The organism is Dyella sp. ASV21 (genome assembly GCF_016428975.1).
Lineage (GTDB): Bacteria > Pseudomonadota > Gammaproteobacteria > Xanthomonadales > Rhodanobacteraceae > Dyella.
On sequence record NZ_JAELTT010000015.1, the window covers coordinates 46,094 to 67,712 of the forward strand.

Below are 21,619 nucleotides of genomic sequence, written 5' to 3' on the forward strand. Positions count from 1 at the left end.
TGACGCGCGTGAGTTGCGCGCCGTCGTTGATGTGTGTCGCTGCCGATGCATGGCGGGTCGTCACGCACGACGACCCGCCACGCCTAACGGCCGGAGCGCGAGGCTCCGGCCGACTCGATCAGGGCACCGTGTAGCTGCCCTGCACGCTCACGCCCGCATAGGCCTTCACGCCCACCAGCTTCACGTAGTACGTGCCTGCCACCGGGCGTGCCACCGTCACCGACTCGGCGTTGCCGGTGTGCACCGACGACGCATCGTTGTCGGTCGCGGTCGGCGCGGCGCCGGCCTTCATGTACAGCGACACGTCACCGGTACCGCCGAAGCTGCGCAGCACCAGACTGCGAGCGCCGGCCGGTACGTCCAGCTTGTAGACCACCTCCGCGCCGGCCGTGCCGGACTGGCCGCCCAACGCCACGCCGTTCTGCAGCGTGATGACGGTAGGCGTACCCGGATCGGTGCCGCCCTTGCCCCAGGCGGTGTACTGCTTCTGCAGTTCCGCGTCGGACAAGCACGCGTTAAGGCTGGTGGCCTGGCTGCCGGTGATCAGGCCGTGGCTGGCCAGGTCGCTGGCGTATGCCAACATGGCGCTGCGGTAATCGGCGAAGGTGGCGAGCGAACTGGCGGCGAGCTTGGCGGTGCCCAGCACATTGGCACCCACGATCGCACCGCCCTGCACCCAGGACGGAATGCCCGTGCTGCAGGTCAGCAGGCTCTGTGCGCCGTCGTTGAGCTTCCAGCCGAGGTCCTGGAACAGGGCCGGGGTGATATCCACATCGAGCTGGCCCATCAGCGTGCTGGTGATGGCGTATTCCATCAGCGCGTTCGGCGTAAGGCGCGTGTCGTAATGCGAGAACGACGAACCCGTCGCCAGTACGGTGGGCGCGTACAGCAGCACGTTGCCATCGGCATCGCCGCCGGCCAGGCGGTGCTGCGGATCGGCCTGGAATGCCACGGCGAGGCCCGCCAGGTTGGCCTTGAAGCTGTCACCCAGCGCCTGGGTCACACCCACGGTGGGAATGGTGATGCTGGCATCGTCGCCGGCCGGCACAAATGCGCTCGCCTGGTTATTGGCCAGGATCACCGCGGTCGCGCCCGCGTTCTGCGCGTTCTTTACCTTGACGGTGAAGTTGCACGAGCCGCGATCGATCAGCGCCACCTTGCCGCTCACGCTGGCATCCACCGCATTACACGCCGTGGGATCGGCCGGGCGCACCACGCTGCCGGCAAAGTTGGCCGGCGACGGTGCGCTGCCAAATTCTGCTGCGTTGTAGTCGTAGCTGCCCACCAGCGCCGCCGGCGCGGTCACGTTGAAGGTAATCAGCGGCTTCAACACCATCTGCGCCTGCGCCTTCACCTGCGGGCCGGTGAATACCAGGTTGCCATCGTTGAGCGCGGAAGCCTTGCGCTCGGCGTCGGTCATCGCCGTCCACGCCTTGCCGTTGGTGTTGTCCTTGACGAAGGTCGAGAAAATATCCGGGCGCCCCTGATACTGCGCGCCGGTACTGAGCGTGTTGAACCCGGCGAAGCCCAGGCCATGCGCCATCTCGTGCATCACCACGTTGAGGAAGTTCATCTGCCCCGACGGCGTCTTGCCATCCAGGCCGAAATACCAGGACGAACCTTCCAGACAGCCGGGGCTGCCCATCTTGCCGTTGAACTGACTCTGGATGTCGGCCTTGCCGCCGCCGGCATCCTCACCCGCCAACGCGTCGGTCAACGCCGAGTGGTACCACACGCCTGCCACCGCGCCAGCCGGCGCCGGGCTGTTGAACGCGTAGATGCTGGTGGTGCCGGACGAACCCAGCACGCCCGAATTGGCATCGCACTGCAGATCCTTGAAGGTGGCGTTGTTGATGATCGGCACGTTGCTCTTGAGCACCGCGCCCCACAGGTCCGCCGCGAACTGGAACACCACCAGCGCCTGCTGACCACGCGTGGTGCCGGGGTTACCGCCCACCGGCGCGGCCGGCGTGGGATCGTCCAGGCCCTTCTGGGTGCCCACGTCCTGGTTCACGATGCGGATCTCGGCGGCGCTCGCAGCGCCCACCGCCAGCCCCAGCGACATGGCAATGCTCAGGCACATCAGCTTGCGACGGTTCATTCGGTCACCTCCTGCGCCTTCGCCTTGCCGTGCGCGGCCTCATCACCCTGGTGATGAATCACCACGCTGCCATCGGCCTGCTTCTCGGCCACCAGGCTGCTCACCAGGCTTTCCGGCACATCCACCGCGGTTACTTCCACGCCGCTCTTCAAACGCAGCGTACGCAGCGTGGCCTTGGCGTCCTGCTCGGTCAGCGGACGCACGAAATCCGTGCTGTTGACGCTCTGCTGCGCGCTGCGATTCAGCGCGGCCTGCTGCACCAACGCCTTGGACAGTGCAGCGCGCTCGGCGGCGGTGGGCTCGCGCAAACGGCCCGTGGCCGCATCGATGGCTACCTGCACGCCCTGCACCGACACCGTGGTTTGCGCCGCGGCGCTGTCCTGTCCGGCCGCGTACGCCGGCAGCACGCCGGCGAGCAAGACGGCCGCCAGACTCAAGCCCGCCGTCTGGATCTTTAGTGTTTTACGCATGAAACCTCCTCCCTTGAAAACGCGACGCCGGATTGGACGTCGCCCGTGTTCGAGACGGCTCTACCCCCGTCGTCCCGACGTTTCTTAGAAACAGCCGCCCGCGCGGACGGCCCGTGCGAGCTGCCCGTGTGGCGGTTTGGTCAATCGATGGGATGTCGCACGCGAAGGCGGTGCCCAGCCCCTTGGAACGGGCGCGCGAACGCCCCGCTCCATCCTCAGGAGACGTCAACCATCAACGAATGCGGGTGTGCGATCGGCGGCTTGGAAAACGCCGCCCAACCGACGGCTCAGCCAGTCGGCGTCGATGGCGTCAAATAATTGACGCAACGACAGCGCTGCCAGCCGGAAGCAAAGACACGTGAAGCCCGATGGGGCGTGTGGATGATGCGACGCATGGAACTCCCCTTTCCTCGTCTGACTTACCTGTGGTGCCTAAACGCGTCCGCGCACTCCCCGCAGCGAAACAGCGCCGATCCAACAATCAAGTCTCGGTGTCAAAAAGTCGTCACCGAACCACGACCGTATCAGCGATTTCTTACGAACGTCAATAAGAAAATGCGATATAGAGCACATTCTTCCGCGCATGGTCCCCGCTAAGGCGCCATCGCCATCCGAGCGGTTTTCGCCCATCGCACGAGGTTTTGGGACAATAGGCGTTTTGAGCGACGCACAACGCCCATGCCGCTGATCGATATTGGTGCCAACCTCACCCACGAATCGTTCCATCACGATTTCGCCGATGTACTGCAACGCGCGCACGATCACGGCGTGTCCCGCCTCATCGTTACCGGCGCCTCCCGCGACGGCAGCACGCATGCGCTGGCGCTGGCGCAGAAGCACCCTGGCGTGCTCTACGCGACGGCGGGCGTGCATCCGCATCACGCGATCGACTACGACGACGCCACCGATGCGCTGCTGCGCGAACTGGCCACGCATGAAGAAGTGAAAGCAGTCGGCGAAACCGGCCTGGACTATCACCGCAACTATTCGCCGCGCGATGTGCAGCTCGCCGTGTTCGAACGCCAGTTGCAGATCGCGGTGGATGTGCGCAAGCCGCTGTTCCTGCATCAGCGCGATGCTCACCACGACTTTATCGCCCTGCTGCGCCGCTACCGCGACAAGCTGCCGGGCGTGGTGGTGCATTGCTTTACCGACACCGGCGAAGCGCTGCGCGACTACCTGGCGCTGGATTGCCACATCGGCATCACGGGCTGGATCTGCGACGAGCGACGCGGCACGCATCTGCGCGAACTGGTGAAAGAGATTCCGGCCAACCGCCTGATGATCGAAACCGATGCACCGTACCTGCTGCCGCGCACCGTGCGTCCACAACCCGCGCATCGTCGCAACGAGCCGATGTATCTGCGTCACATCTGCGAGGAAATCGCACGCGATCGCGGCGAGACGGCCGAGGTAACGGCGGCGCACACCACGGCGACGGCGGCGGCTTTCTTCCGCTTGTAAGCCCGCTCAGCGCGTGAGTACGCGCGTTTCACCCGGTGCCAGCCCATCCAGTGCATACGGGCCAACGCGCTCGCGAATCAGCCGCAAGGTGGGAAAGCCCACCGCCGCCGTCATGCGGCGCACCTGACGGTTACGCCCTTCGCGCAAGGTGATGCGCAGCCAGCTGGTGGGAATGAGCTTGCGAAAACGCACGGGCGGATCGCGCGGCCACAACCCATCCGGCTCAACCGCGTGCTCGGCGCCCGCCGGCAAGGTGGGGCCATCGTTAAGCGACACGCCGCGACGCAACGCGGCGATGGCCTCGTCGGTGATCTGCCCATCCACTTGCACCAGATAGGTCTTGGGCTCTTTGTGGCGCGGGTCGGTGAGCTTGTGGGCCAGCGCGCCATCATCGGTCAGCAGCAGCAACCCTTCGCTGTCGTGATCGAGGCGGCCGGCCGGATAGACGTCTTTTTGGCGAACGTATTCCGCCAGCGTGCGACGACCCTGATCGTCGCGGAACTGGCAGAGCACGCCATAGGGTTTGTTGAGTGCAAGCAGCATGCAACAGGGCCCGCGCTTGCGCGCGGGCGTACAAGGTCAGTGCGCGGACGACGCCGCGGCGGGCGCCTCGGGCTTCACGAAGCGCAGGGTCATGCGATCCGATTCGCCGATGGCCTGGTACTTGGCGCGGTCCTGATCGCCCAGCTGCAGCGTCGGCGGCAAGGTCCATACGCCCTTGGCGTAGTCCTTGGTGTCCTTGGGGTTGGCGTTGATCTCGCTGGACTCCTCCAGCTTGAAGCCGGCATCCGTGGCCAGCTTCACCACGTAATGCGTGGGCAGATAGCCACTCTGCTTCACCGACTCCAGGCTTGCCGTATCGGCCGCGCGGTGATCCACCACGCCCAGCACACCGCCCGGACGCAGCGCGGCGTAGAACGCCTTGAACATGGCCGGCGCGTTATCGGCCATCACCCAGTTGTGCACGTTGCGGAAGGTGAGCACCAGATCGGCCGAACCCGGCGCGCCGAAAGACGGCGCCTTGGGATCGAACTCCACGATCTGCGCCTTGCCGTAATGCTCGGCATCGGCGGCGAACTTGGCACGCAGGCCAGAACGATCGCGGTTGGCCTCGCCCTCGCCCGTCGGCTTGATCAGCGCCGCGATGTAGTGACCGTTATCGCGCAGCAGCGGCGCCAGGATTTCGCTGTACCAACCACCGCCAGGGGTGATCTCGATCACCGTGAGGTCCGGGCGAATGCCGAAGAACTGCAAAGTGGCCTTGGGATGGCGATAGACGTCGCGCGCCTTGTTCTCCGGCGAACGCCAGCTGCCTGCCAGCACCTGATCGAGCTGGTTGGCGGTGTAGTCGTTGGCCGAGATCGGCGGCACCAGCGCACCGGCAGGCTGATCCTGCGGCTGCGCATTGGCCGGCGCGGAGGTACCACCGCACGATGCCAGCAGCAGCGTCGCCACACCCAGGAACACACGGCTTTTCATCGACTACCCCTTATGGAAAACGTCGGCACGACCGACGCAGCATAGCCGCGCCAGCTTGGCGGCCACTACGTATACAAATGGTGGATGGACAAGGCCGCACCCTGCCCATTAGCGCTAGCTGAGCACGGCCGCCTAAAGGCCGCCTTTCACGGGAAGGGCGGCCCTGGGCCTGCTCAGTAGTGGATCACCGAGCGGATCACCTTGCCTTCGTGCATCAGGTCGAACGCCTCATTGATGCGCTCCAGCGGCAAGACCTTGGTAATCATCTCGTCGATCTTGATCTCGCCGGCCATATAGCGATCCACATAACCCGGCAACTGCGAACGGCCCTTGACGCCACCGAACGCCGAACCGCGCCACACGCGACCGGTCACCAGCTGGAACGGACGCGTGCTGATCTCCTGGCCGGCACCGGCCACGCCGATGATGATCGACTCGCCCCAGCCCTTGTGGCAGCACTCCAGCGCCGAGCGCATCACATGCACGTTGCCGATGCACTCGAACGAGTAGTCCACGCCGCCATCGGTGAGGTCCACGATGACCTGCTGCACCGGCGTATCCGGGTAATCCTTCGGATTGACGAAATCCGTCGCGCCCAGCGCGCGCGCCATCTCGAACTTGTCCGGGTTGGTATCCACCACCACGATGCGCCCGGCCTGCGCCATCACCGCGCCCTGCACCACCGAGAGGCCAATGCCACCCAGGCCAAACACCGCCACGCTCGCGCCCGGCTCCACCTTGGCGGTGTTGAGCACGGCACCGATGCCCGTGGTGATGCCGCAACCGAGCAGGCACACTTTCTCCAGCGGCGCGGCCTTGTTGATCTTGGCCAGCGAGATTTCCGGCAGCACGGTGTATTCGCTGAAGGTGCTGGTGCCCATGTAGTGCAGCAGCGGCTTGCCGTTGAGCGAAAAGCGCGAGGTGCCATCGGGCATCACACCGCGACCCTGGGTGATGCGAATCTTCTGGCACAGGTTGGTCTTGCCGGAGAGGCAGAACTTGCACTCGCCGCATTCGGGCGTGTACAGCGGAATCACGTGATCGCCGACTTTCAGCGAGGTCACGCCCTCACCCACTTCCTCGACGATGCCGCCACCTTCATGACCCAGGATCACTGGGAACTGGCCTTCCGGATCGGCACCCGACAGCGTGAACGCATCGGTGTGGCACACGCCGGTAGACACGATGCGCACGAGCACTTCACCGGCTTTGGGTCCCGCCACATCGATTTCTTCGATGGACAGTGGCTTGCCTGCTTCCCAGGCAACGGCGGCGCGTGACTTCATGGTGTTCTCCTCAGGACGGCGGCGGTGCAAAAGGGGAATGATGACGGGTTGGGGCGCGATGTGGAACCTGGGAGGGGTTTGACGTTGGTCTTAGGTGGGCGCGGTTTTCGCGGTGTCGCCGTTGCGTGCGTTGTCGTGCCTGTGTGGCGGTGCCTGCGGTGGCAGCACACGTGCGAGGCGCGCAGAAACCGGCCTTACCTACAGTGTCGTCGCTGCGAAAGCGGGAGGGGCTTTTCAGCCGCCGAAGGGTTGGTCAGCTGGTGTCTTTCGCTTTTGATCTGGCGCTATGGCCAGCGTGCTCGCCTGCGGCGGGCTTCCGTCCTCCTGCCGGAGGCCGGGTCACGTTCTCTTGCGTGCCCAAGAGAAAGTAACCAAAGAGAAGGGCACCCCTCACCGCCACACAGGGGGCCCAAAGTCCAAAGCGGGGCTCGTGCCGCGAAGCGGCACATCGCCCTTGGCGGAGCGTGCAAGCAGAGCGGTGGGCGTTCGTGGCGTTGCGTCGCGCGATGAATGCCACGTTTGGCTTGTGCAAGTTTGGCTTGGGTTTGCTTTGGCTCTGGCCTTGGCTCCGCTTCGGGCGCGCAACGCGCCGCCGTAGCTCTTGATCTCCCCTCCCCTTGGGCGCGACATCGGGGGTGGCCTCTCTTTGGGTGACTTTTCTCTGGCCACTCGGAGAAAAGTCACCCGCTGGCCGGCAGGACAGCGGAAGCCCGCCGCAGGCGAGCCCCATGACCGCAAGGCATCACAAGAGAGAAAGACACCAGCTGACCAACCCTTCGGCGGTTGAAAAGCGCCTTACGCTTTCGCGGGGATGACGTTGTAGCAGAGGACGAGGCACGGCGCGCAAGCCCCGCCCTCGGCGATGACGTTGTAGACCATCCAGCGCCGCCCACCAACGCCCCCGCACACCCCAGCACCGTCACACCCCATCACCCCCCGCCCCCGTCGCATACGACATTGCCTCCGCGTACTTCCCCGCCTCGCACAACAACCACTCGCGAAACGTCCTCAGCCCCGCGTGATCGCGCGCGCGCTCCGGGTAAACGAGAAAATACGCCTCCGGAATCTGCTGATAGCGCTGACCCAACACCTTCAGCAGCCCCGCCTCGATCAACGGACGCGCCATCACCATGCGCCCCAGCGCCACGCCCATCCCCTCCATGGCGCCGCGCTGCAACGCATCGGTGTTGTCGAACTGGGCCACATAACGACGGGGCGGCTCACCGCCGGTAGCGGCGAACCAGTCGCGCCAGCGGTCGCCGGAGCAATCCATTCGCCGAACAGGCGTTCGGTGACCAGGCCCGGCCACGGGCCGCGGCCATAGCGCACGGCGGCATCCACCGGATCGCGTTCGAAGTTCACCAGCTCCACGCTGGACTGGAGATTGAGTTCCAGCTCCGGGTGCGCCGCCACCAGGCGAGCCAGGCGTGGCACCAGCCAGCTCGACATCACGCCGGGGATGGCGCTCAAGGTGAGCGCGTCCTCGCGACGGCAGCGGTAGCCGGCCATGGCGCGGTCGATGCCTTCGAAGTGATGGCCCACCGCTTCCATCAGCCGCCGCCCTTCGCCGGTGAGTTGCACACCGCGCGGGCCGCGATCGAACAGCTTGCGTTCCAGCCGCTGCTCCAGCTGGCGAATCTGGTGGCTCAAGGCGCTGACGGTGAGGTTGGCCTGCTCGGCGGCGCGGGAAACGTTACCCAGCCGGCCGACCTGCACAAACTGTTGGAGGAGATCCAGCGAGATGCGCGCCATATTGAAAATGCCTCAAGTCTGGCTTGCGAATATATCGCTTTTTGGCGGCATGCGAGGCGCCTATCTTGAGCGCTCCACCACCCATGACCGCACGACGGGAGGATGTCATGAGTTCGCTCTGGACCAACCTGTTGTTCATGCACGGCCATATCGCCGACCCCGCGCTGGCGCGTCGCCTGGCCGACGTTGCCGAACCCAAGCCACGCCCCAGCGGCAAGCGCCTGCGCACGACGAAGCCGGCGGCGGCAAGCAGCAAGCTGCCCCCGGCGACCGCCCTGCCCCAGGGCGGTTGCGTTTGATAGCACCGGGCGCCGCCATCTCGGCGGCGCCCGGTGGTTTCAGAGCTGCGCGGGCGCGAGCTTCAGTGTGACCGGCTGGCCCAGGTCGTCCGAGGAACGACCTTCCACGACTTGATAGTCACCGCCACGCAGCACCCAGGCGTGCTTGGCGGTGTCGAAGTCGGCGAGCAAGCGGCGTTCGAGCGGAATGCTCAGCGTGCGGTGCTCGCCCGGGCGCAGGAAGACCTTGGCGTAGCCGGCGAGGCGATGCGCCTTGGCGCCGGGCACCTGCACATACACCTGCGCCACCTCGGCACCCGCGCGGTGGCCGGTATTGCTCACCTCGACCACCGCATGCACCTGGTTGTCGTGCGTGGCGAGCTTGAGCGGGCCGTGCGCGAAGCGCGTGTAGGAAAGGCCATAGCCAAACGGGAACAGGGGCTTGATGCCGCGCGACTGGAACCAGCGATAGCCCACATCGGCGCCTTCGATGGCGTAATCCACCGATGCCGGCGGGGTGCCGCCACCTGCGCCGGGCAGCGCGGGGCGCGGCAACTGCGAGACATCGCGCGGCCAGCTCAGCGGCAGGCGCCCGGACGGATTCACCTTGCCGGAAAGCAGGTTCGCGATACCGGTGCCGGCGTCGCCGCCCGGATACCACACCTCCAGCACGGCGCCGACCTGATCCAGCCACGGCATGGCGACGGGGCCGCCGTTCTCCAGTACCACGATGGTGCGCGGGTTGGCCTTGGCGACCGCCGCCACCAGCGCGTCCTGGTTGTCGGGCAGGGAGAGATCCTTGGCATCGATCGATTCCGCCTGCCACTTCTGCACAAACACCACGGCCACGTCGGACTTGGCCGCCAGCGCCGCCGCCGCGGCAAGGTCATCGCCTTCGGCGAACTGCACGCTGGCCTTGGGCGCCATCGCGCGCAGCGCGGTGAGCGGTGCGTAGGGGTGATACATCACCGGGCCCGGCCACGCGGTGGGCGCGATGCCCGGCACCGCGTTGCCGCCCTTGGCCGACACCAGCGAGGAGCCGCCGCCGGCGATCACGCCCTTATCGGCGTGCGCGCCAATCACCGCGAGCGAGCCCAGCTTGGCGGCATCGAGCGGCAGCACGTCGTGCTCGTTACGCAGCAACACCGCGCCCGCCTCCAGCGTTTCGCGCGCCACCGCCAGGTTGGCGGCCTCGTCGATCGGCGCCTTGGTGGCGGGATGCTCGAACAAGCCAGCGGCGAACATGCTGCGCAGAATGCGCTGCACCATGTTGTCCAGGCGCGCCTGCTTGACCTCGCCCTTGGCGAGCGCGTCGCGCAGCGGGGCGTCGAAGTACAACTGCTTGTCGAAGATTTCGCCGGCCGATTCCTGATCCAGGCCCGCGTTCACCGCCTTGGCCGCGCTGTGCACGCCGCCCCAGTCGGACATCACAAAGCCCGGATACTTCCAATCGCCCTTGAGCAACTGGTTCATCAGGTAGTCGTTCTCGCAGGCCCAGTCGCCGTTGACCTTGTTATAGGCACACATCACCGACCCGGGCTTGCCGCGCTCGATGGCAAGCTCAAAGGCCAGCAGATCCGACTCGCGCATGGCTTGCTCGCCGATCTGCGCGCTGATGGTGTCGCGGCCGGTTTCCTGGTCGTTCAAGGCGAAGTGCTTGATGGTGGAGATCACGTGCGCGCTTTCCACGCCGCGAATCGCCTCGCCCACGATGGTGCCCGACAACAGCGGGTCTTCGCCGGCGTATTCGAAGTTGCGGCCGTTGCGCGGCTCGCGCATCAGATTGACGCCGCCCGCCAGCAACACATTGAAGCCTTTGCGATGCGCCTCGCCGCCGATCATGGCGCCGCCACGATAAGCCACCTGCGGGTCCCAACTGGCGGCGGTAACCGGACCGGCCGGCAGCGGCGTGGCGTAATCACCCGGACGCATGCGCGTGGAACTGGCCACGCCCAGGCCCGCATCGCTCTCTTTCAGCGCGGGAATGCCCAGGCGCTCGATCGGCGGCACGTAACCGGCGGAGGCAATGGCGCCCGTGGGCATCGGCTTGTCGGCGGGGCGATCCGGGCCGGCGTAGTAACTGCGGATCAGCTGAAACTTTTCGTCCTGCGTCATCTGCGCCAGCAACAACGCCGCGCGTGCATCGGGTGACATCGCCGCATCGCTCCACGGCCGCGCAGCCGGCGTTTCCGCCGTGGCCGTCGCCATCCAGCTGCACAGACCCAACATGACGGCGTACCGCAGTGCGGCTCCTGCCTTGCGCTTCATTCGACCTCCAGGGATGTGGGCGTGCCGATGCGCTCGCCTCGGCATCACATGACGCGCGCGTATACTCGCGGGCCTCGGAGTTTCGAGTATGCATGAAACCCCGGCCTCACTGTCATACACGGAGCCCATCCATGAATCTGCGCCCCCTTGGCCGTTCCTCGCTCAACGTCGCGCCGCTCGCCTTTGGCGGCAATGTGTTTGGCTGGAGTGCCGATGAGCAACGCTCGTTCGACTTGCTCGATGCGTTCGTCGATGCCGGCTTCAATCTGATCGACACCGCGGATGTCTATTCCGCCTGGGTGCCTGGCAATCGCGGTGGCGAATCGGAAACCATCATCGGCAAGTGGCTCAAGCGCAGCGGCAAGCGCGACAAAGTGGTAATCGCCACCAAGGTCGCCAAATGGGCCGAACACCCGGGCCTGTCGCCCTTCAACATCAACCAGGCGGTGGAAGGCTCGCTCAAGCGCCTGCAGACCGACCATATCGACCTGTATCAGGCGCACGAGGACGATGCCTCGGTGCCGCTGCACGAAACACTGCAAGCCTTCGGCACGCTGATCGAACAGGGCAAGGTGCGCGTGATTGGCGCCTCCAACTACGGCGCGGACCGTTTCGCCGAAGCGCTCGCCATGTCCGCCGAGCTGGGCCTGCCGCGCTACGAAACCCTGCAACCGGAATACAACCTGGTGAACCGCAAGGGCTACGAGCAGGCGCTGGAACCGCTGGTGGTGTCGGAGAACATCGGCGTCATCAACTACTACGCGCTCGCCAGCGGCTTTCTCAGTGGCAAATACCGCAACGAGGCCGACCTGGCCAAGAGTGCGGCGCGCAGCAACGCCGTAAAGAAGTACCTCAACCCGCACGACCTCGGCGTGCTGGCCGCGCTCGATCAGATTGCCGGCGCGCATGGCGCCACGCCCGCGCAAGTGGCGCTCGCCTGGCTGATCGCGCGCCCCAGCATCACCGCGCCGATCGCCAGCGCCACCAGCGTGCCGCAGCTGCAGGAGTTGCTGGGCGGTGTGAGCCTGAAGCTGAGCAGCGAGGACGTGGCGCTGCTGGATAAAGCCAGCGCCTGAACGCGCGAGGTGTTTCGCGCGCGGCGTTCCGGCTCACGGAACGCCGCGCCACGCATGCGTCAGGGCGAGGCCACGCCTTCCGCATCGCTGCCATCGGGCGCTTCCACCTGGTAGCCCTTGGCCTTGAGGCGAGCGATCAGGCCATGCGGTGACAACACCTCCTCCATCGGCAGCATGGCGAAGGTTTGCGTGTTGCTGTTGAGCGCCTGCTCCGCGGCATCCATCCACAGCGCCTGGGCCTTCTGCTGCACGTCATTGAAACCCAGCTGCTTGGCGAAGCCCGCCTCGGTGACGGCGGAAATACAGGCTTCGCGCTGGTCGCTCATGGGCAGGCCGCGCAGCGTTTCCAGATCGCCGGTGGCCCACGCGTTGGCGCGCTCGGTAATGCGGCCCAGGCCGCGTTCCACCGTATCCAGCGTGCGGCCGAAGCATTCGCGATCATCCATGGGCGAGGACTTGAAGGTCTTCACCGCCGTGCGCGGCTCCTCCACCATCATGGTGTAGCGCGCGGTGGTGAACTTCACGTTGTGCTTCTTGGCGAGGTCGCGCACGGTGTCCTTCACGCCCCCGGAGGCGGTGAGGCCGTAGCGCTTGATGGCCTTGTCGTACAGCTCCACCGCCGCGAAGATCGGGCGCCAGTTCTCCACGCTGCCGTCGTTGCCCAGGTATTGCTTCTTCAGCACCAACCAGCGTGCGTAGTCGGGTGCGGGCACCATCTGCTGCAAGGTCTGGCCATCGGGATTCTTGCGTGCACCGATCAGCGACGGCAGCAGGAACATCTTGCCGAAGAAGTTGGTCTTGGGCTTGAGCGCGATGGAGGGCGGGCCGAGCACCTCCTGCGAGCCGGCAATGGCCTGGTCCACCTCGTCGGTTTTCCACTCGATGTGATCGGGCAACGGCGACAGCGTACCCAGCACCCACATCACGTGATCGCCCTTGCTCACCTTCCACAGGCCCGGGCCCGGCTGCACGCCGCTGACGGTAACGGCCTCCAGGTTGGTCACGGCAGCGGTGGACGGCGCGGCAGGCGCCGTGGTCTGCGCAAACGCAGGGGCACCGAAAGCGAGGGCGAACAGCACGGCAAACAGCGTGGGACGCATGCAAAACTCCATGTCATAGAGGGCCATCGGCACCCGATTATCCGCCAGCACCCAAGCCTGCACCCGGCCCGCACTGGCGGCCATTCATGCGGGCCTTAATCTCCGCCCGCCCGTGCATGACCGCGGTGCAGCGCTCGCCGCTGCACCGATCCAGCAGCACGCACGCGCTCAATGCCACCAAAGGCGCTGCGCAATCGTCGCCAGCACGCACCACAACACCGCCACCCAGGCCGGCCGACGGGCAACGGTCAGCATCAGGAAGCCGCCTGCGGCAATCGCCACATCCGTCATGCTTTCCACCGTACCGGTCCACACCGGACGGTACAGCGCCGCCGCCAGCAAACCCACTACCGCCGCATTGATCGCCGCTACCGCGCGTACCGCGCCGGCGCGCGCGGAAAGGCGCTGCCAGAACGGCAGCACGCCCGCGAGCAACAGAAAGCCGGGCAGGAAGATCATCAGCAGCGCCAGCAAGGCTCCGGCCACGCCGCCCTGCCCACCCATGACCTGGCTGCCCAGGTACGCGGCCAGCGAAAACATCGGGCCGGGCATGGCCTGCGCCGCGCCGTAGCCAGCGAGAAAGCTCCCTTCATCGACCCAACCGGGTTCCACCAATGCCTGGCGCAACCACGGCAACACCACGTGACCGCCGCCGAACACCAATGCGCCCGCGCGATAGAACGCAGCCCCCACCTGCACGAACCAGGCACCATGCGTGCCGATGCCAAGCGCGATACCCAACAGCACCGCATAAAGCACCAACCACAGGGCCGCCGTACGCCGGCCATAGCTCACGGCGGGCACCGCATCGGCATGCACCGTCACGCGTCGACACCACCCCGGCCCCAACGCTGCGGCTGCCGCGATCACCAGCAACTGCATCCACGCCAGCGGCCACCACAACAGCACGGCGCACGCCAGCAAGGCCAGCAAACGTCGCGGCGCATCCGGCGCCAGCGAACGCCACATGCCCCACACGCCCTGCGCAATCACCACCACCGCCACCAGCTTCAGGCCATGCAGCAACGCCTGCCCTGCCTCGCCGCGCAGATACGGCGCCCACGCGGCAAAGCCCAGCATCAACAGCGCCGATGGCAACGTAAAGCCGATAAACGCGGCGAACGCGCCCTGCCAACCCGCGCGCATCAGGCCAATGGCAAAACCCAGCTGGCTGCTCGCGGGACCCGGCAGGAATTGGCACAGCGCCAACAGTTGAGAGAAGCGCGCGTCGTCCAGCCATCGACGGCGTTCCACGAACTCGTGGCGAAAGTAACCCAGGTGCGCAATGGGGCCACCGAAGGAACGCAGGCCCAACCCCAGGAAGGCCAACAACACCTCGCTGGCGCGGCCCGGATGCGCTGGCGCGACAACGTCTGGAGAAGGCGTGGACATGGCACGCAGGGTAACGCAGATATCTTGCAGCTCGATGCTTTGCGCGCGGCGGAGGTTGGCGGTGCGTTGCCGGACGCGAAAGCCAACGCTCGACGGGTCTGCCATGAAGCCAAAACACCAAAGGCGCTGGAAAAGCGCTTCGCGCTTTCGCAAAAAGGGCGAGCATCGCGGGTTCAGCCGGGCAAAGAAAAAGGCCGCTTGCGCGGCCTTTTCCGGGTCACCTCAACGAGACGATCAGCCCAAGGTGGCGAGCACGTCGTTGAAGGTCTGGCTGGGACGCATGGCACGGCTCACCAGCTCCAGGTTCGGATGGTAATAGCCCTGGATATCCACCGGCTTGCCCTGCGCGCCGTTCAACTCGCCGATGATCTTGGCTTCGTTCTCGGTGAGCGCCTTGGCGAGCGGCTCGAACTTGGCCTTGAGCGCGGCGTCGTCGTTCTGCGCAGCCAGCGCCTGCGCCCAGTACATGGCGAGGTAGAAGTGGCTGCCGCGGTTGTCCAGTTCACCCACCTTGCGGGCCGGCGACTTGTTGTTGTCCAGAATCTTGCCGTTGGCCTCGTCCAGCGTCTTGGCCAGCACAGCGGCGTGCTTGCTGTTGTAGCGGTTGGCCAGGTGCTCCAGCGATGCGGCCAGCGCCAGGAACTCGCCCAGCGAATCCCAACGCAGGTAACCCTCTTCGAGGAACTGCTGCACATGCTTGGGCGCCGAGCCGCCCGCGCCGGTTTCGAACAACCCACCGCCAGCCATCAGCGGCACGACGGACAGCATCTTGGCGCTGGTGCCCAGCTCCATGATCGGGAACAGGTCGGTGAGGTAATCGCGCAGCACATTGCCGGTCACCGAGATGGTGTCCTGGCCCTTGCGGATGCGCTCCAGCGAGAACCTGGTGGCCTCCACCGGCGACAGGATGCGGATGTCCAGGCCGTTGGTATCGTGGTCCTTGAGGTAACGCTCGACCTTGGCAATGAGTTCGCGATCGTGCGCACGGGCGCTATCCAGCCAGAACACGGCAGGCGTGTTGGACAAGCGTGCACGCGACACGGCGAGCTTCACCCAATCCTGGATCGGCGCGTCCTTGGTCTGGCACATGCGCCAGATGTCGCCCGCTTCCACCGCCTGCTCCAGCAGCACGTGGCCGGCGTCATCGGTGACCTTGACCACGCCGTCGCCGGCGATCTGGAAGGTCTTGTCGTGCGAGCCGTATTCCTCGGCGGCCTGCGCCATCAGGCCCACGTTGGGCACGCTGCCCATGGTGGCCGGATCGAACGCACCGTTCGCCTTGCAGTCTTCGATTACCGCCTGGTACACGCCGGCGTAGCTGCGATCGGGGATCACTGCCTTGGTGTCCTGCAGCTTGCCTTCGGCATTCCACATCTTGCCGGAGTCGCGGATCATCGCCGGCATGGAGGCGTCGATGATGACGTCGCTGGGCACGTGCAGGTTGGTGATGCCCTTGTCGGAGTTGACCATGGCCACGGCCGGACGCTTGGCGTACTCGGCGGCCATGTCGGCCAGGATCTCGTCCTGCGTGGCCTGCGGCAGCGCACCGATGCGCGCGTACAGGTCGCCAATGCCGTTGTTCGCGTTGAAACCGATGCTCTTGAGTGCATCGGCATGCTTGCCGAGCACGTCCTTGTAGAACTCGTTCACCACGGCGCCGAACATAATGGGGTCGGAGACCTTCATCATGGTCGCCTTGAGGTGCACCGAGAACAGCACGCCCTGGCTCTTGGCTTCTTCGATCTGCGCGTCGATGAAGCTGGCCAGCGCCTTCTTGCTCATCACCGCGGTATCGATGACTTCGTTGTCCTTCAGCGCGGTCTTTTCCTTGAGCACGCTGTGGCTGCCGTCCTTGCCGAACCACTCGATCTTGACGGTGGTGGCCTTGGCGACGGTGGTGGAATTCTCGCTACCGTAGAAGTCGCCGCCCTCCATGTGGGACACGTGCGTCTTCGAATCCTTGCTCCACGCGCCCATCTTGTGCGGATGCTTGCGCGCGTAGTTCTTCACCGAGAGCGGTGCGCGGCGATCGGAATTGCCTTCGCGCAGCACCGGGTTCACCGCGCTGCCCTTGACCTTGTCGTAGCGCGCCTTGATGTTCCAGTCGGCCACGTCCTTGGGCTCTTCCGGATAGTCGGGCAGCGCGTAGCCCTGGCCCTGCAGCTCCTTGATGGCAGCCTTGAGCTGCGGCATCGAGGCGCTGATGTTGGGCAGCTTGATGATGTTGGCCTCCGGCGTGGTCGCCAGCTGGCCCAGCTCGGTCAGGTCATCGGCGATCTTCTGGTTTTCCGGCAACACGTCCGGGAACTGCGCCACGATGCGGCCGGCCAGCGAAATGTCGCGGGTTTCCACCGCGATGCCCGCCGTTGCGGTAAACGCCTTGACGATCGGCAGCAGCGACTGGGTGGCGAGGTACGGCGCTTCGTCCGTGAGCGTGTAGATGATCTTGGGCGTGTTCGACATGTTTCTTATGACCTCGCTGGCATGACCGTTAGTGGCGGCGCGCCCAGGGTGGGCAGCGCGCGCGGAGCGCCCGTTGCGCCCAGGCGAAATCACATGGGGCCGAACGGCGCAAACCAAAACCCCCGTATTGTCCCGATTTCGGACCACGCGAGAAAGCACGACGCCCCACCATCCGGTACGGTACGGGCGCAAAGCCCGCGACCGGCCCCTTGCCGGCCCGGCGACGACGCACCTCGCGCCCCTTCCGCGCCCCGGCATCTTCGCCCGTGCCGCCAGACCCACATCGTCGCCAGCCCACCGTCGCTGCCATAAATCAATGACTTACTAAGCCCGCCAACGTGTGGGTTCGGCCACCGCAAGTCCAGGCAACGGGGGGATGGCACTATGCGTGGAGCCCTTGGTGCTCTAGTTCACTGCCGTGTAGGCAGCTTTGCCAGGCCGCGCGCGCCAACAGCGCGTGCGGCACCGGCGACCGCCCACAACCGCGCGTTACGCAGGACGCTAGAACTCACCGCGCGGGCGCTCGTAGCCTGATGGGACACCTCGCACACGACTCGCGCAGGCGCATCGCCCCGCTACCGAGCGGCGCCCGTATGAGGCCAGCCATGGCACGGGACATCGCCTCCGGCGACCTTAAGTCGATTCTTCATTCCAAGCGCGCCAACCTGCACTACCTGGAGGATTGCCACGACGAACAGGCCTTTCGACTGGCCTGCATACGCTGCATCGCCTGCTACGCCGCACCGTGCGCATCTCCAGAAGGCCTTGTGGGGGTGGGATATTTTTTTTCACATTCTGTCGCTCTTCCCCTTCAACCATCTCGACCTGACGTGCATGGTCCAAGGCTCAACCGCCGTGCAGGCAGCTCAGAAATAGTTGTGCTCAAGGTTGCTTCATCGCCCCATTTCACTGCCGCACAGGCAGCAACCCGCGATACACATGACGAGTGCATGTGCTTGCGCGCGTCCCTTAGCGCACTGACAACGCACGCTGCATCAGCATCCGTGCGAGCAAGTTCAAGTGCCGGACGCTGGAAAGGAACGAGTGCGGGTTGCAAGCAGCGGCGCTGGATTTCCGCCTTCGTGGCAATGACGGCGTAAGCAGAATCCGCGCGGCACTGCCTGAGCCGCGCGTTTCCCTGCCCTTTTCACGCAGGCAGGAGATGCCCTGATTGGGTCGACGATGCGTCAGGCCAAGGATGGCGCGCCGATGTCGCTACTGCGGGAGAGCGGCGGCGACAGCTCAGGCGCTTTCTGCCGCCGATGCAACGCGTACCTTGCGATGACGTGCCCGCCACGCTGAAAAACGCTCGGACAGGCAGGAGAAGATGACGTACAGCGCCGGCGTGCTGAGCAGGGTCAGGCTTTGTGAGATCAGCAGGCCACCGATCAACGCGATACCCAGCGGACGACGCAGGTCCGAACCTTCGCCGAGGCCTACCGCGATGGGCACGGCGGCAAGGATCGCCACCATGGTGGTCATCATGATCGGGCGGAAGCGCACCATGCTCGCCTCGTAGGCGGCGTCTTGCGCGGTGAGCCCGCGCTCGCGGCGTGAGACCAGGGCAAAGTCGATCATCATGATCGCGTTCTTCTTGACGATACCGATCAACAGCACCAGCGCGATCTGCGCGATCACCGACAACTCTGTATCGGTGAGCCACAACGCCATCAAGGCACCCACGCCCGCCGCCGGCAAGGTGGATAGGATGGTCACCGGGTGGATCAGGCTTTCGTACAGCATGCCCAGCACGATGTAGACGGTGACAACCGCGCCCAGCAGCAGCCACAGCATGCCGCTCTGCGATTGCTGGAAGCGACGGAAATCGCCTCCGATATTGATGCGGATGCTGCCCGGCAGGCGCATCTGCGCGCCCGTCTGCTGGATGATCTGCAAGGCTTCGCCCATGCTCACGCCGGGCGCGAGGTTGAAGCTCATGCTCATCGTGGCGTACTGGTTTTCGTGCGTGATCTGCGTGGGAGCCAACCCCGGCTCCTGGTGGGCGAACGCGGTGAGCGGCACCATGGCGCCGCTGTTGCTCGCCACGTAGACCGCATTGATGGCTGCCGGCGTCGCGGTCTGGTTGGGCAGCGCGTTCACCACCACTTTGTACTGGTTGAGGTCGGAGTAAATGGTGCTGATCTGGCGCTGGCCGAAGGCGTTGTAGAGCGCACCATCGATGGTGCCGATGCCCACGCCCAGGCGCGCCGCCTTGTCGCGGTCGATCACGATGTTCTGCTGCAGGCCGGCGTCGTCGATGTCGCTGCCGACGTCCTTGAGCTTGGGATTTTTCTTCAATTCGGCGACCAGCTTGGGCAACCACTCCTGCAACTCGTCGGAATTGTCGCCCTGCAGCGATACCTGATATTGCGCGCCCTGGCTGCTGCCGCCGCCACCGAAGCTGGGCAGATCCTGGATCGGACGCAGGCGCACGTTGAGGTCGGGATAGCGCGCGGCCTTGGCGCTGAGCCGCGCCAGCACGGTGAAAGTGTCGGCCTTGCGCCCTTCCGCGTGGGTCTTCAGCTCGATATCGAAGGTGCCCGATGCGCCCTGGCGACTGCTACCCAGGCGCGCGCCCACGCGGGCGACATCGTGATCCTTGAGCAGCATGTCGATGAGGCGCTGCTGACGGGCGACCGCATCCTGAAACGACACCGTGGCGCCGGACGTGGCACGACCACGAATCAGGCCGGTGTCCTGCTGCGGGAACAAACTGGTCTTGACCTGGCCGAACAACACGATGGTGATGACGATCAGCGCCAACGGCGTCAGCGCAAAAGCCAGCGCGTGCTTGATGGAGAATTTCAGCGCGCGCGAATAGATCGCCAGCATGCCCGTCTGGAACTTCTCCAGCGCAATGCCTACGCGCGTGGTGGGCTTGTCTTCGTCGTGACTGCTCAGGAACTGGCCGCACAGCGAGGTGGTGAGCGTGAGCGACACCAGCGCGGAGACGATGATCGCCGCCACCAGCGTGATGGTGAATTCCTTGAAGAACAGGCCGGTGATGCCGCCCATGAACAGCAGCGGGATAAACACGGCCACCAGCGAGGCGGTGATCGAGACGATGGTGAAGCCGATCTCGCGCGCACCTGCCAGTGCCGCATCCATGCGGGTCATGCCCTGGTCGATATGGCGCACGATGTTCTCGATCACCACGATCGCGTCATCCACCACGAAGCCGATGGCAATCACCAGGGCCAGCAAGGTGAGGTTGTTGAGGGTGAAGCCGAGGAGGTACATCACGATGGCCGCGCCAGCGAGGGACAACGGCACGGCCGCGGTGGCGATAAGCGTGGGCGCGAGGCGACGCAGGAAGATCGCCATGGTCATCATGACCATCGCCAGGCTGATAAGCAGCGTGGCCTGTACCTCGTGCAACGAGGCGCGGATGGTAGGCGTGCCATCGAAGTACGGGGTCAGCGTGGTACCCGGTTGCAGGTAGTTGCGCAGCAGCGGCACCGCCGCCTTGACGCGATCCACCGTGCCGATGATGTTGGCATTGGACTGCCGATATACGTACATCAGGATGGCCGGCTTGCCCTGGAACCAGGCGGCCTGATACGCGTCCTGCGTGCCGTCGTACACCTTGGCCACGTCCGAGAGGCGTACCGGCACGCCCTTATTGGAGGCGATGACCAGATCGGCGAAATCCTGGGCGTTGTGCAGCGAATCGTTGGCGGTGACCGCCATGGTGGTCTTGCCGTCGCTGAGAAAGCCCTGCGGCGAGGTCACGTTGGCCGCGGTCAGCGCGTTGCGCAATTGGTCCGGCGATAGACCCAGCGCATTGAGCTGACGCAGGTTCACATCGACGCGAATGGCCGGCGTGGCGGCGCCGAGAATATCCACCTCGGACACGCCTTCGAGCTGACGCAGGCGCTGTGCCAGCAGCGAGTCGGCCACGTCGTAGAGATCGCGCGCGGATTGCGTGTCGGAGGTCAGCGCAAACGCGATGATGGGGTCATCGTTGGGGTTGGCTTTTTGATAGCTCGGCGGCGCATTGAGGCCGCTGGGCAAGTCCGACTGCGCAGCGTTGATCGCTGCCTGCACGTCGCGCGCGGCGGAGTCGAGATTGCGACCGGTCTCGAACATCATGAAGACCTGGGTACTGCCCAGGGAGCTGGACGAACGCAGCGTGTCGATGCCGGGCACCTGACCCAGATGCCGTTCCAGCGGCGCGGCCACGGTGGAGGCCATGGTGCCGGCGCTGGCGCCCGCCTGGCTCGCCTGCACGAAGATCACCGGGAACTGCATGTTGGGCAGTGCCGCCACGCCGAGCAGCATGTAGCAGATCAGGCCAACCGCGAACACGCCCATCGCCAACAGGGAGGTGCCAATGGGGCGACGAATAAAGGGGCCGGAGATATTCATGCCGTCAAGAAACCAGAAACGACGCGACGAGCGCGAGGGTGTTCGGAGAAGCCGGGCGCCACGTCATGGCACACGCACGAAAAGACGTATATACCGCACATTGATCAGTGAACGCATGACAG

Annotated in this window: 13 protein-coding genes and 1 pseudogene; 3 read left to right on the forward strand and 11 right to left on the reverse strand. The window is 65.3% G+C overall.

Translation table 11 applies throughout. The features are described from left to right. Nucleotides 1-118: 118 nt before the first annotated feature. Nucleotides 119-2,101, reverse strand: coding sequence for a PA domain-containing protein (locus tag JHD67_RS07510; RefSeq protein WP_199098550.1), 1,983 nt, complete (start codon nucleotides 2,099-2,101; stop codon nucleotides 119-121). Beyond that, the gene (locus JHD67_RS07515) at nucleotides 2,098-2,571 is read right to left on the reverse strand and encodes a hypothetical protein (RefSeq protein ID WP_199098551.1); all 474 of its coding nucleotides are present in this window, start codon (nucleotides 2,569-2,571) and stop codon (nucleotides 2,098-2,100) included. Before JHD67_RS07515 ends, JHD67_RS07510 begins: the two co-directional genes overlap by 4 nt. Before the next feature lie 678 nt (nucleotides 2,572-3,249). Between JHD67_RS07515 and JHD67_RS07520 the strand changes: the two genes are divergently transcribed. Then, nucleotides 3,250-4,035, forward strand: a complete 786-nt coding sequence (locus JHD67_RS07520; RefSeq protein ID WP_199098552.1) for a TatD family hydrolase — start codon at nucleotides 3,250-3,252, stop codon at nucleotides 4,033-4,035. Between the two features lie 6 nt (nucleotides 4,036-4,041). On the opposite strand, the gene JHD67_RS07525 is transcribed toward JHD67_RS07520, so the two are convergent. From JHD67_RS07525 to JHD67_RS07540, 4 genes and pseudogenes are all read right to left on the reverse strand, one after another. After that, the gene (locus tag JHD67_RS07525) at nucleotides 4,042-4,578 is read right to left on the reverse strand and encodes a pseudouridine synthase (RefSeq protein WP_199098553.1); all 537 of its coding nucleotides are present in this window, start codon (nucleotides 4,576-4,578) and stop codon (nucleotides 4,042-4,044) included. A 36-nt stretch (nucleotides 4,579-4,614) separates the two neighbouring features. Next, nucleotides 4,615-5,514, reverse strand: coding sequence for a class I SAM-dependent methyltransferase (locus JHD67_RS07530; protein WP_199098554.1), 900 nt, complete (start codon nucleotides 5,512-5,514; stop codon nucleotides 4,615-4,617). A gap of 173 nt (nucleotides 5,515-5,687) precedes the next feature. Beyond that, nucleotides 5,688-6,800 carry an S-(hydroxymethyl)glutathione dehydrogenase/class III alcohol dehydrogenase gene (locus tag JHD67_RS07535; protein WP_199098555.1) on the reverse strand — a complete coding sequence of 371 codons (1,113 nt, stop codon included), beginning with the start codon at nucleotides 6,798-6,800 and terminating at the stop codon, nucleotides 5,688-5,690. Between the two features lie 919 nt (nucleotides 6,801-7,719). After that, a pseudogene (locus JHD67_RS07540) lies at nucleotides 7,720-8,552 on the reverse strand (LysR substrate-binding domain-containing protein). Between the two features lie 107 nt (nucleotides 8,553-8,659). On the opposite strand from JHD67_RS07540, the gene JHD67_RS07545 reads away from it, so the two are divergent. Then, nucleotides 8,660-8,851: a hypothetical protein gene (locus tag JHD67_RS07545; RefSeq protein WP_199098556.1), complete on the forward strand. Its 192-nt coding sequence runs from the start codon at nucleotides 8,660-8,662 to the stop codon at nucleotides 8,849-8,851. Between the two features lie 39 nt (nucleotides 8,852-8,890). Here the strand turns inward: JHD67_RS07545 and JHD67_RS07550 are convergent, their stop codons facing one another. Beyond that, nucleotides 8,891-11,038 (reverse strand): glycoside hydrolase family 3 C-terminal domain-containing protein, encoded by a 2,148-nt coding sequence (locus JHD67_RS07550; protein ID WP_233171719.1) that lies wholly within the window; start codon nucleotides 11,036-11,038, stop codon nucleotides 8,891-8,893. 191 nt (nucleotides 11,039-11,229) lie between these two features. Between JHD67_RS07550 and JHD67_RS07555 the strand changes: the two genes are divergently transcribed. Continuing rightward, nucleotides 11,230-12,174, forward strand: coding sequence for an aldo/keto reductase (locus tag JHD67_RS07555; RefSeq protein ID WP_199098558.1), 945 nt, complete (start codon nucleotides 11,230-11,232; stop codon nucleotides 12,172-12,174). 59 nt (nucleotides 12,175-12,233) lie between these two features. Here the strand turns inward: JHD67_RS07555 and JHD67_RS07560 are convergent, their stop codons facing one another. The 4 genes from JHD67_RS07560 to JHD67_RS07575 all read right to left on the reverse strand — a co-directional run bounded on the left by JHD67_RS07560 (nucleotide 12,234) and on the right by JHD67_RS07575 (nucleotide 21,497). Continuing rightward, nucleotides 12,234-13,274: a TraB/GumN family protein gene (locus JHD67_RS07560; protein WP_199098559.1), complete on the reverse strand. Its 1,041-nt coding sequence runs from the start codon at nucleotides 13,272-13,274 to the stop codon at nucleotides 12,234-12,236. Nucleotides 13,275-13,442: 168 nt separating this feature from the next. Next, nucleotides 13,443-14,666 (reverse strand): chromate efflux transporter, encoded by a 1,224-nt coding sequence (gene chrA / locus JHD67_RS07565; RefSeq protein WP_199098573.1) that lies wholly within the window; start codon nucleotides 14,664-14,666, stop codon nucleotides 13,443-13,445. 234 nt (nucleotides 14,667-14,900) lie between these two features. Continuing rightward, the gene (locus JHD67_RS07570; protein ID WP_199098560.1) at nucleotides 14,901-17,129 is read right to left on the reverse strand and encodes an NADP-dependent isocitrate dehydrogenase; all 2,229 of its coding nucleotides are present in this window, start codon (nucleotides 17,127-17,129) and stop codon (nucleotides 14,901-14,903) included. 1,242 nt (nucleotides 17,130-18,371) lie between these two features. Beyond that, complete coding sequence (locus tag JHD67_RS07575) at nucleotides 18,372-21,497, reverse strand: efflux RND transporter permease subunit (RefSeq protein ID WP_199098561.1); 3,126 nt, start codon at nucleotides 21,495-21,497, stop codon at nucleotides 18,372-18,374. Between the last annotated feature and the right edge of the window lie 122 nt (nucleotides 21,498-21,619).